At 63.8% G+C, this 11,683-nt stretch carries 10 protein-coding genes; 3 read left to right on the top strand and 7 right to left on the bottom strand.

Going from position 1 to position 11,683, the window contains the following annotated elements:
• Window positions 1-15 precede the first annotated feature (15 nt).
• Window positions 16-1,470, top strand: a complete 1,455-nt coding sequence (locus FJ430_RS09905) for a glutamate synthase subunit beta (protein WP_140706916.1) — start codon at window positions 16-18, stop codon at window positions 1,468-1,470.
• A 38-nt stretch (window positions 1,471-1,508) separates the two neighbouring features.
• Here the strand turns inward: FJ430_RS09905 and FJ430_RS09910 are convergent, their stop codons facing one another.
• The 3 genes from FJ430_RS09910 to FJ430_RS09920 form a co-directional block, all read right to left on the bottom strand.
• Complete coding sequence (locus tag FJ430_RS09910) at window positions 1,509-1,916, bottom strand: MAPEG family protein (RefSeq protein WP_140651499.1); 408 nt, start codon at window positions 1,914-1,916, stop codon at window positions 1,509-1,511.
• A gap of 87 nt (window positions 1,917-2,003) precedes the next feature.
• Window positions 2,004-3,221 carry a DUF459 domain-containing protein gene (locus FJ430_RS09915; RefSeq protein ID WP_140706918.1) on the bottom strand — a complete coding sequence of 406 codons (1,218 nt, stop codon included), beginning with the start codon at window positions 3,219-3,221 and terminating at the stop codon, window positions 2,004-2,006.
• Between the two features lie 114 nt (window positions 3,222-3,335).
• The gene (locus FJ430_RS09920) at window positions 3,336-4,556 is read right to left on the bottom strand and encodes a lytic murein transglycosylase (protein ID WP_140706920.1); all 1,221 of its coding nucleotides are present in this window, start codon (window positions 4,554-4,556) and stop codon (window positions 3,336-3,338) included.
• Between the two features lie 239 nt (window positions 4,557-4,795).
• On the opposite strand from FJ430_RS09920, the gene galU reads away from it, so the two are divergent.
• Window positions 4,796-5,701: a UTP--glucose-1-phosphate uridylyltransferase GalU gene (galU, locus tag FJ430_RS09925; protein WP_140706922.1), complete on the top strand. Its 906-nt coding sequence runs from the start codon at window positions 4,796-4,798 to the stop codon at window positions 5,699-5,701.
• A gap of 158 nt (window positions 5,702-5,859) precedes the next feature.
• Here the strand turns inward: galU and FJ430_RS09930 are convergent, their stop codons facing one another.
• Entirely contained in the window at window positions 5,860-7,656 is a 1,797-nt protein-coding gene (locus FJ430_RS09930; protein WP_140707050.1) for an outer membrane beta-barrel protein, read from the bottom strand.
• Between the two features lie 160 nt (window positions 7,657-7,816).
• On the opposite strand from FJ430_RS09930, the gene FJ430_RS09935 reads away from it, so the two are divergent.
• Window positions 7,817-8,818 (top strand): KpsF/GutQ family sugar-phosphate isomerase, encoded by a 1,002-nt coding sequence (locus FJ430_RS09935; protein ID WP_140706924.1) that lies wholly within the window; start codon window positions 7,817-7,819, stop codon window positions 8,816-8,818.
• A gap of 8 nt (window positions 8,819-8,826) precedes the next feature.
• Here the strand turns inward: FJ430_RS09935 and FJ430_RS09940 are convergent, their stop codons facing one another.
• The 3 genes from FJ430_RS09940 to hemH all read right to left on the bottom strand — a co-directional run bounded on the left by FJ430_RS09940 (window position 8,827) and on the right by hemH (window position 11,569).
• Entirely contained in the window at window positions 8,827-9,291 is a 465-nt protein-coding gene (locus FJ430_RS09940; RefSeq protein ID WP_140706926.1) for an NfeD family protein, read from the bottom strand.
• 23 nt (window positions 9,292-9,314) lie between these two features.
• Entirely contained in the window at window positions 9,315-10,265 is a 951-nt protein-coding gene (locus FJ430_RS09945) for an SPFH domain-containing protein (RefSeq protein WP_140706928.1), read from the bottom strand.
• A 239-nt stretch (window positions 10,266-10,504) separates the two neighbouring features.
• Complete coding sequence (gene hemH / locus FJ430_RS09950) at window positions 10,505-11,569, bottom strand: ferrochelatase (RefSeq protein ID WP_140706930.1); 1,065 nt, start codon at window positions 11,567-11,569, stop codon at window positions 10,505-10,507.
• Window positions 11,570-11,683 lie beyond the last annotated feature (114 nt).

Raw genomic sequence — 11,683 nt, forward strand, 5'->3', positions numbered from 1 at the left:
CAGCAGGGACTGACTATGGGCAAGGTAACAGGCTTTCTCGAGATCGACCGGCAGGTGCACAAGTACCAGCCTGCCTCGGACCGCATCCGGCATTTCCGCGAATTCACACTGCCGATGTCGGACAAGGAGGTCGAGAAACAGGCCGCGCGCTGCATGGATTGCGGCATTCCGTTCTGCCACGGGCCGACGGGCTGTCCGATCCACAACCAGATCCCCGACTGGAACGACCTCGTCTACAATGGCGACTGGGACAATGCGATCCGCAACCTGCACTCGACCAACAATTTCCCGGAGTTCACCGGCCGGATCTGCCCGGCGCCTTGCGAGGAAGCCTGCACCCTGAACCTCGAGGACATTCCGGTCGCCATCAAGACGGTGGAGCAGGCGATCGCCGACAAGGCCTATGAGACCGGCCACATTCGGCCTTATCCGCCGGAAAGGAAGACCGGCAAGCGGGTTGCCGTCATCGGTTCCGGCCCGGCCGGCATGGCGGCGGCGCAGCAGCTGGGCCGCGCCGGCCACGACGTGCATGTCTATGAGCGCGAAAGCCGCCCCGGCGGGCTGATGCGTTACGGCATACCGGACTTCAAGATCGAGAAGCACTATATCGACCGTCGCATCGAGCAGATGCAGGGCGAGGGGGTGACCTTCCATTGCGGCGTCAATGTCGGCGTCGACATGAAAGTGGCTGATCTGCTCGGGGAATTCGACGCCGTGCTTTATTGCGGCGGCTCCGAAACGCCGCGTCCGGCCGGTATTCCGGGCGCCGATCTCAGCGGCGTCTACGACGCCATGCCCTATCTGGTGCAGCAGAACCGTCGTGTCGGCGGCGAGCCGATCCAGTCGGTGGCGTGGCCCTCGCACCCGATCATCGCCGGCGGCCAGCATGTCGTCGTCGTCGGTGGCGGGGACACCGCGTCCGACTGCATCGGCACCGCCTTCCGCCAGGGCGCGGTGCGCGTGACCCAGCTCGACATCCGTCCGCAGCCGCCGGAGAAGGAAGACAAGCTTGCGGTCTGGCCTTACTGGGCGACCAAGATGCGCACCTCGTCCTCGCAGGCCGAGGGCGCCGAGCGCGAATTCCAGGTGGCGACGCTGGAGTTCATCGGTGAGGAAGGCCAGTTGACCGGTGTGCGCTGCTGCGAGGTCGACGACAAGCGCAAGCCGGTCGCCGGCACCGAGTTCGTCATCCGCGCCGATCTCGCTTTCATCGCCATCGGCTTCGCCGGACCGGCGGGCGACAGCCTGATGAAGGAGCTCGACGGCGAGATCAAAGTCGTCACCGACAGCCGCCGCTCGAACAATGTCGAGGCCAACGATCGCGACTACAGGACCAGTGTCGACAAGCTCTATGCGGCGGGCGACGTGCGCCGCGGCCAGTCGCTGGTGGTGTGGGCGATCCGCGAGGGCCGCCAGGCGGCGCGCTCGATCGACGAGACGCTGATGGGATCCACGGTTCTGCCGCGTTAAATTGGGCCAGCGAGCCGCAGCCTTTTGCGAAGCTCAGCCTAGCTAAGCAACAGCTTTATCGCCCAATAGAGGCCGATGGCCATCTGGACCAAGAACGCCGAAAATCGAGCCTTGACAGCGGTCGGACTTGTCGACGTCAAATGAATGGCCGACTGCACCAGCCTCGCGCCTAGAAACCAATATGCGAGCGGATCGGTAATCGAGGCGCGCGCGCTCATTATGGCCAGGGCCATGAGACCTCCGAATATGGGAAGGCCTTCGATGCAATTGGCATGGGCGCGCGCCAGCCGCTGCAAGAAGGGCGAAAGACCGGCGTTGTCCGGTGCGAAGCCATTCGCGGGGACGCGGCCGCTCACCACAAGATGGGTGCGCAGGATTTCCATCCATATGAGCAATAAGAGGGTCCAAGTCACGAACCCAAGCAAGGCATAGCCTGTTGCCGACATATTCGCCCCCCGACTTTGACTTCGGTCAAAATCCAACAATGTCATTGTTCGGCTTGGCGCGAAATTGCCGCTACGCAGGAATGTCGGTCACGGAGTCGCCGGCGCCGGGTCGGACTCTACAGCCGTGGTCGCCGGCTGCGGCTTCGGCGGCCAGGAAAAATCGTCGGCGCGGCCGGGAGAGGCGGCCGGCGCCTTGCCTTCCAGGATCAGCTTTCCGCCGGGCAGGTTCGGATCGGCCTTGGCCGGCTGCGCGGCGCCCAGCAGTTCGGTGCCGCCGTCGAGCGACGGGTCGCCGAGCAGCATCGGCGCGGTGCGGTCGACGATGACGGGCGCCGCGGCCGGCTTCGGCGCCTCGACCGGAGCGCCGGCCGGCGCCGACATGGTCGTGACGCTTCCCGGCGCCGCCAGGCCCAGGATCTTGGCCAACGGCTTTTCCGTGTAGAAAGCGAGCTTGCGCTTGCCGGCCTTGGTGACGTTGATGCCGTCGTCGGAACGCAAGCGAACCGGCTGGCCGTTGATGTCCGGGCCGGAGGTGACGAAAGCGCCGTTCTCGTCGACGAAGCCGTCCCAGACATCGACGAATTCGCCGCCATGCTTTTCGGCGGCCGAGTGATAGATGTCGTTGAAGGCAAGCATGTCCGAGTTCATCTTCGACACGCGGAAAGCCGGCATGCCGACCCATAGGAACGGCACTTTGGTGTCCTGGATGGCCTTGCCGAACGCATCGGTGCGGCGCTCGTATTCCTTGGTCCAGTTCTCCGAGCGGGGCTGCTCGCGCACCTCGCCGACCCGCATCTGCTGGCGGTCGTTGGAGCCCAGCATGACGATCACGGCCGACGGCTTCTCGGTCTCGATCAACGACTTGATCTCGACCGGCCAGTTATAGAAATCGTCGCGCACGAAGCCCGACGACCCGTTGCTGCGGGCAACGATCCTGATGGCGGGATTGTCGGCGAAGGCGGTGTCCAGGCCTTCGGCCAACCCGCCCGCCAGAAAATCGCCAACCACCAGCACGACACGGGCGTCGTTCGTCTTCTCAACGATCGGCGTTTCCGGCTCGGCCGGCGGGCGAGGCTTGGATTTCTTCTTCGGTTTCGGCCTTGATTTCTGGATCTCGACCGGTGGCTCGACGCGTTCGCTGCGGCGCGGGAACAGGAGGTCACGCAGCGACCAGCCGCGGCTTTCCTCCTGCGCGAATGCCGGTGCGTGGAAAGCGCCGGCGGCGGTGACGACAAGCACGGCCAGGGCGAGAATCAGGATCGGCGCCCGGCGAATGCCCTGCCTGATACGCGCGACCGACACCAAACACCTCTCCATCCCTTGGCGCATGACCAGGCAGACGCTGGAAAGTCATGCGCAAGCCGAAGCGCTACAGCATCCTTGCCGCCTTTGAAAGGATGCCTGCAGCCATGGGTGGCTCTATTGCTTGCGGAGCCATTTGAGCACTTCCATGCTCGGATAGCCATCCTGGTTCAAGCCGACCTTGGCCTGATAGGCCATGATGGCGGCCTTCGAGCCATCGCCGATCTTGCCGTCGAACTTGCCATCATAATAGCCGTGATCGGAAAGCCGCTTCTGCAGCTCCTGCCGCTCCTCGAAGCTGAGCTTGGTGAAAGGCCGCTGCCAGTCCTGCACCAGGCCGGTGCCGCCGGCGATCTCGTCGGCCAGGAGACCGACGGCCAAAGCGTATTTGTCGGCGTTGTTGTAGGCCTTGATGACCGAGAAATTCCTGATCATCAGGAAGGCGGGGCCGCCGCGGCCGTCCGGCACTTTCAGCGTCGCCTTGTCGGTCAGGTTCTTGAACGGCTTGCCGCTGGCCCTAACGACGCCGAGCGCCTGCCATTGAGCGATCGTCTTTGCGCCGCCGGGCAGCTTGCCGGCTGGTATGGTCACTTCATAGCCCCAGGTCTTGCCGGCCTGCCAGCCGTTCTTCTTCAAAAGGTTGGCGGAGGTCGCCAGCGCGTCGGGAATCGAATTCCAGATGTCACGCTTGCCGTTGCCGTCCATGTCGACCGCATAGCGCTGATAGCTGGTCGGGATGAACTGGGTCTGGCCCATCGCGCCGGCCCAGGAGCCCATCAGATGGCTCTCATCGATGTCGCCGGTCTGCAGGATCTTCAGGGCGGCGATCAGCTGGGTACGGGCATATTTCGAGCGCTTCGGGTCGCCATAGGCGAGCGTCGCCAGCGAACGGATGACGTTGCGCATGATGTCGTCGCGCTTGAGGATCTCGCCATAGTTCGATTCCATCGACCAGATGGCGAGAAGAACATTGCGGTCGACGCCGAATCGCGCCTCGATCCGGTCGAGCCACGGTTTCCATTTCCTCGCCATCGACTGGCCGTTGGCCACCGACTGGTCATGCACGCGGTTGTCGAAATAGTCCCAGGCGGGCGCGGTGAATTCCGGCTGGGTGCGGGCTTTTTCCAACACGACCGGGTCGGGCTCGATGCCTCTCATGGACTGATCGTAAACAGCGCCCGAAACGCCGCCCGCCACCGCGGTGGCGCGGAAACCCGAGACCCACTGGCGGAACCCGGCATCGGCGAAAGCGGGTCCGGCGGGCAGCAGCAAGGCCAGCGTGAGGCCGGCTGCCGTCACCAGTGCCGTCAGGCGCCTCGCAGTGTTGCGAACGGACATCATTTCCTCCTTCGTCAAATCAGGAAGGATCATTCAACGCCGAACCGGGTTAGTATTTAGTTTACCATAGGTGCCGCCGGGAACGAAAAGAGGTGTCGCGGCTTTTAGCTCTCATATTCAACTTGGCCGTTCGGTAGTCCAACATTCCGGCGTGAAAATGATTTCCGCGTGAAAATCTCTGGGGGGATTGCGGAGCATGCAGCCGAGCGGATAATTGGCTGAAACGCAGGGGTGTCAGCATGAAGCGCGTTCGCAAGGCAGTTTTCCCGGTCGCGGGCCTCGGCACGCGGTTTCTTCCAGCCACCAAGGCCATCCCGAAGGAAATGCTGACCGTCGTCGACCGGCCGGTCATCCAATATGTGGTCGATGAGGCGCGCGAGGCCGGCATCGAGCATTTCATCTTCGTGACCGGGCGCAACAAGGCGGTCATCGAAGACCATTTCGACGTCCAGTTCGAGCTGTATGACACGCTCGCCCAGCGTGGCAAGGACGAGCAGCTCGCCCGCCTGCAGCGGCTCCAGCCGGCGCCGGGACAGACGAGCTTCACGCGCCAGCAGGTGCCGATGGGCCTCGGCCACGCCGTCTGGTGCGCCCGCGAACTGGTCGGCGACGAACCGTTCGCGCTGCTTTTGCCGGACATGATCATGCAGTCGGAAAAGAGCTGCATGAAGGACATGGTCGAGCTCTATGCCGAGACCGGCAACAACATCATCGCCGTGCAGGAATGCGATCCGGCCGAGGCGCATAAATACGGCATTGTCGGCCGCGGCGAGGCTACGCATCACGGCTTCCGCATCACCGGTATGGTGGAGAAGCCGAAGCAGGGCACAGCGCCCTCCAACCTCTTCATCAACGGCCGCTACATCCTGCAGCCGGAAATCTTCGGCATCCTGGAAAGCCAGGAACGCGGCGCCGGCAACGAGATCCAGCTGACCGACGCGATGCTGAAGCTGGAGAAGAAGCAGCCCTTCTACGGCTATCACTACAAGGGGCGCACCTTCGACTGCGGCTCGCCGGAAGGTTTCGTCGAGGCCAATGTCGCCTTTGCTCTGTGGCGCAGCGACATGAACGAAAGCATGGCCGGCGTCATCCGCACGCTGCTCGACGAGGTGCGGCCGGCAGAGCGCCGCGGGGCGGCGTTCTAGCCTATGCCGATATTCAGGTGAGGCCGGTCTGCGAACGGCCGGTTCCTGCGCTTCCGGTGCTCACATACTTTGAGTACGCTCCGCTCCGGTTCTCGGAACCCACCGCTCTCGACTCGGCCTGACCTGAATCTCGACATAGGCTTGGTCGTCCACTGCGTTCAGCGCTGGACCTTCAATCCGAGATAGACGCTGTTGGTCGTGTAGTCGCGTCCTGGCAGGTTGCTGGTCAGCTTCTCCGTCCTCACCCTGGTGGTGACCCCGGCATAGCGGTTCAGCCACCAGGTCAGCCCGGCCTCGGCGCTCAGGATCATGTCGTGGCCGTCGGAGCCGGTGTAATCGCGCCAGTCGAGGCCCAGCGCCGAGTTCGCCGTCAGATTGGCGCGGATCTGGCGCTCGCCGGTCAAACGGCCGGAGTAGAGGATATCGCCGCTCTGGCCTGCCGTCGTGGTGGTCTCTACTTCGGTCTTTCCGGTGAGCCCGATGGTTGTGCCGCGCTCGGGCGACCATTTGAGGTCGGCGTTGACGCTGGGACCGGCGATCGCCGGGAGGCGGCTGTCGTCGAGCGCCTCGCGCAGCCAGCCAACGGAGAATTCGCCCGAAAGCTTGTCACCCATATCGAGCTCGAGGCCGGCGCGGGCTCCGAACCTCTTGGAGGAGCGAGCGAAATCGTCGGCATCGAGACGCTGATCATAGACCCTACGGCCGAGCTCGACTTCCGTGAAGGGCGTCAGCGCTGGCGAGATCTCATAACCGGTGCGCAAGGTGGCGGTGTAGAGCGTGTTGTTGCGATCTTTCTGCGAGATGCTGGTGCCGTCGGTGAGCTCGGCGTCGCCGTAGAAGTCGTGCGAGACCGCGCCGGTCAGCGCGTAATGCATCTTGCCGATACTTTTTTCGAGACCAAGGCTGCCGTCGACGGTCTGGCGCAGCGGCTGCGAGGTGACGCCGGCGATCGCATCCGGCGAGGAGGCCGATTCGGGCGCGGCTTCATAGCCCAGCTTGGCAATGGCGCGCAGCTCGTTGTCGAGATCGACATTAAGCTGACCTTCAATGCGGCCTTGCGCATCGTTGATCTTTTCGCCCGAGACGCTGTTGCGGAACTGACCGTAGCCGGTGACCAAGGCTGAATTCTCGCGCCAGTCGGAGGTCGCGGTGAAACGCAGCGCCGTCTCGGACAGAACCGCCGATTTGCCGGTGCTGCTGGAATCGGCGTTGGAGGTCGCGGTGAAGCCCTGCTCGAGTGTCGGCCGGAAGACAAAGGTGCCGACCTTGACTCCGGGAGCGGCGAAAGGATCGTCCTCCGGCTTGACCTTCTGGCCTTCGATGGATGCCGTGCGCTCCTGGCCTGGGTCGAGCTTCTGCTTGTCGACGCTATCGATGGTGACGGCACGCCGGTTGCTGCCGTCATCGTCGGTCGCCGCAGCATCAGCCTGGTCGCCGGTGGCGGTGGTCGCGGCGGTGGTCGTGCCGTCGGTAGCCTCGCCCGCCTTCTTCTTGGCCTTGTTCCTGTTGGCGGTCTTGGTATCCGCCTTGGCGGCGGACTTGGCGTCCCGGGCACGCTGAGCAGCCGTCGAGGGCCGGCGGGGTTTTGCCGGCGCCTTCGTGTCGACCAATGGATCGTCTGTTGCCTGCGGCTGGTCGAAGATGCTGTCCGTCGCGCCCGCCGTCTGATCGTCATCGGGAACGGCGCCGGGGCTCGACGGCTGGTAGGTCGTCGGTGCCGTGTCCTGAGCGGCCGCGGGCGGGGTCTGATCCAGCGACCCTTGCGCCCTCAACTGCCTGGCCTTGCGCTGCTGGTCGGCGAGTATGGCCGATTCGGAGACCTCGCCGCGCAGCTCTGTTTCCTGGGAAAATGCCGGAGCGGGACGCAGCAAGGCAAGCGCGCTTGCCGTCAGCAGCAGTGCCGCGACAGCAATGCCCCTTCGACCGATTTTCGTTTCAGACTGGCCCCCGGACATCGTCACCACTGCTTGCGCGGCGCGGTTGCGCCATACTTACCGAACCGTAAATGCGGATGGTTAACGGAGGGTTGAGACAGCCGCCTTGGAGCCGCCCGGATCGGCAGGCCGCGGCAATTCTGTTGGACAGGGGCGCGGCAAAGCGCTAATCGCTTGCGCCATGCATGCGGGGTCCCCAGAAAGAAAGCAGCCGGACAGGCAGGCTGCGATCGAATCGGCGCTGAGAACGGTGGCGACCGAGCAGACGGGTGTGGCTGCCCTGGCCGCCGCGCTCGCAGACGGGCTGGCCGAGCCTTTTGCCGCCGCGATCGACCTGATCTCGCGGATCGAGGGCCGCGTCATTGTCACCGGTGTCGGCAAGAGCGGCCATATCGGCGCCAAGATCGCCGCGACGCTTGCCTCGACCGGCACTCCCGCCTTTTTCGTCCATCCGGCCGAGGCCAATCACGGCGATCTCGGCATGATCGCCCGGGATGACGCCATCATCGCCATGTCCTGGTCGGGTGAGAGCAAGGAATTGATGGGCATCGTCGCCTACTCCAGGCGTTTTTCCATTCCGTTGATCGCCATCACCTCTGGCGAGAGCTCGGCGCTGGCGCGGGCCGCCGATGTCGTGCTGCTCCTGCCGGCGGTGCCGGAGGCCTGTCCGCACGGGCTGGCGCCGACAACGTCGGCCTTGCTGCAACTCGTAATGGGCGATGCGCTGGCGATCGCGCTGCTCGAGGCGCGGGGCTTCACGCCGGACCATTTCCGCACCTTCCACCCGGGCGGGCAGCTTGGAGCCAATCTGACCCAGCTGCGCGAAATCATGCATGTCGGTGAAAGGCTGCCGCTGGTGCCGTCGGGCACCGCAATGCGTGAGGCAATCCTGGAGCTGTCGCGTAAGGGCTTCGGCTGCGTGGCGATCACCGCCGCCGACGGCGCGCTGGTCGGCATCATCACCGACGGCGATATTCGCCGCCATATCGGCAACGATATTCTGACGATGAGCGTCGATCAGGTGATGACCAAGAAGCCGAAGACGGCGAGTCCGGACACGCTGGTGGCGACGGCGCTGCAGACGATCAATACATCCGCCATCACCAGCCTGATGGTTGTCGAGGGCGGACGGCCGGTCGGGCTCGTCCATCTCCACGATCTGTTGCGCATCGGCGCCGCTTAGGTCCGCGTTCAGATCGCTTCGACTGTAAGCTCCAGATCGGTGTCCGCAGCTCCCGTGACGCGCACCTGCGCGCCGACCGGCAGGTCGGGACCGGAGACGCGCCACAGCGTGTCGCCGAGCCGGATGCGGCCGCGGCCGTTCTTGATCGGCTCGGCCAGCGTCGCCGTGCGGCCGACCATCTGCGCGCCGCGGCGGTTGAGCAGCGGCTGGTCGCCGCTGCCCTGCCGGCTGAAGGCGATCTGCCTGCCGACATAGGCCGACACAACGGCCAGCACGAGGAAGGCGAGGACCTGGACCTGCCAGGTCCAGAAGGCGGCGTCCCAAATCGCCAGCGACACAGCGCCGATGATCAGCGCCGCGATGCCGATCCACAGCATGAAGACGCCTGGCGCAACGATCTCCATCACCAGGAGCACGAAGCCCAGAACCATCCAGTTCCACGGGCCGAGTTCGGAAACGATACGGTCTATCATAATGCCCACCTATACCGCAGACATCAGTTGTCGTTCGGGCGAACCACCGGCGGGCGCGCCGTCTGCCGTTGCGTGCCGGCGCTACCGTCGTTCTTGAACACTTCCCTGGCGATCTCGCCGATGCCACCCAGCGTGCCGATGAGCGACGAGGCCTCCAGCGGCATCAGCACGATCTTGCTGTTCGTAGCCGAGCCGATCTTGGTCAGCGCCTCGGTGTATTTCTGGGCGATGAAGTAGTTGAGCGCCTGGACGTCGCCCTTGGCGATAGCTTCCGACACGACCTGCGTCGCCTTGGCCTCCGCTTCAGCCGAGCGCTCGCGCGCCTCGGCGTCGCGGAAGGCTGCTTCCCTGCGGCCCTCGGCCTCGAGGATCTGCGACTGCTTGAGGCCTTCGGCGGCCAGGATCTGGGCGCGCTTGTTGCGCTCGGCCGTCATCTGGCGGCCCATCGATTCGATGAGATTGGCCGGCGGATTGATGTCCTTGATCTCGACGCGAGTGATCTTGATGCCCCACGGATGCGCCGCCTCGTCGACGACACGCAACAGGCGCTCGTTGATGGCGTCGCGGTTGGACAGCAATTCGTCGAGGTCCATCGAACCCATGACGGTGCGGATGTTGGTCATGGTCAGGTTGAGGATGGCGTTCTGCAGTCCGGAGACCTGATAGGCTGCCTGAGGGGCGTTGAGTATCTGGTAGAAGGCGATGCCGTCGACACCGACGATGGCGTTGTCGCGGGTGATGATCTCCTGCGTCGGCACATCGAGCACCTGCTCCATCATGTTCATCTTGGCGCCGACGCGCTCGAAGATGGGGTTGATGATGTTCAGGCCAGGCGTCAGCGTCTTGGTGTACCGGCCGAAGCGTTCCACCGTGTAATTGTAACCTTGCGGCACCGTCTTGATGCCTTTGAAAAGAAGGATGATAACCAGGAAAACAAGAACGACGATGGCAATATCGAAACCGCTGAAGCCCATTTCGTATCTCCCTCAATAGGCACCGACTTCACGGAATCACTTAAGTGTGTTTCCGCAACGTTACAATCAGGTGATCGCTAATATTGGTTAGCGGAGGCTTTTGCGCACCGGTTTCAAGCTAAAGCGCGTCGCGCTGAAACGGATTCAGTCGACACGCTTTAAGTCTTTGCCTTGATGCATGTCGTTGTCCCAGAACCGCTGCACACTTCTGGGCGACATGCATTAGTCGGTGCAGCCGGTCACACCCAGCCGGAAAGCTCGCGCCGCGCCAGCGCTTCGATGACCGCCATGCCCTCGGCGCTGTCGTTGAGGCAGGGGATATGGTCGAAGTTCTTGCCGCCGGCGTGATGGAAGGTTTCGGCCGCCTCGCGGCCGATCTCGTCCAGCGTCTCGATGCAATCGACGGAAAAGCCGGGATTGACGATGGCGATCGATTTCACGCCGTCCTTGGCCAGTTTCTCGACGGTGACATCGGTATAGGGCTGCAGCCATTCCTGCGCGCCGAAACGCGACTGGAAGGTGGTGATGAGCTTGTTCTCGTCCCAGCCGAGGCGCGCGCGCAGCAGCCGCGTGGTCTCCAGGCAATGCGCCCCGTACGGATCGCCCTTGTCGGAATAGGGTTTGGGGATGCCGTGATAGGAGGTGATCACCACCTCAGGTTCGAAATCGAGCGTTGCGATGTGCTTCTCAATCGAGCGGGCCAGCGCCTCGATATAGACGGGCTCGTCGTAATAGGGCGGTACGCTGCGGATTGCCGGCGCATGCCGGATCTTCATCAGCGCGCGAAACAGCTGGTCGTTCGCGGTCGCCGTCGTCGTCGCCGAATATTGCGGGTAGAGGGGGAAGGAAAGGATGCGCTCGCAGCCTTGCGCGACCAGCTTTTGCGCGACGCTGGCCGTCGAGGGGTTGCCGTAGCGCATCGCCCAGTCGACCGTCACGTTGGGCAAGTCGGCCAGCGCAGCGGCCAGCTTCTGACCTTGAGCGCGGGTGAAAGTGCGCAGCGGCGACTCGTTCATCTCCCGGTTCCAGATACGCGCGTAGTTGGCGCCGGATTTTTTCGGCCTTGTGGTCAGCACGAGGCCGTAGAGGATCGGATACCAGATCGCCCTGTTGAGCTCGATGACGCGCGGATCGGAGAGGAACTCGCGCAGGTAGCGCCACATCGGCTTGAAATCGGTGCCGTCCGGCGTGCCGAGATTGACCAGCATGATGCCGATCTTGCCCGTCCTGGCTGGCGGAGTGCCCGCCGGCGGTGGGCCGGCGGCTTTTGCAGCTTTGGCATCGGTGGGGCTGGCAAGCGTCATGAACAGTCTCCGGTAGCGCCGCGAAACTAGCGATGCCCTGCCGGTTTTCAATGCTGCGTCTGGCCGCACTTTATCGCGTTTGGCACCGGAAAAGGAACACCCGCCCGTTTCCGG

Source organism: Mesorhizobium sp. B2-8-5, from assembly GCF_006440675.2.
GTDB lineage: Bacteria > Pseudomonadota > Alphaproteobacteria > Rhizobiales > Rhizobiaceae > Mesorhizobium.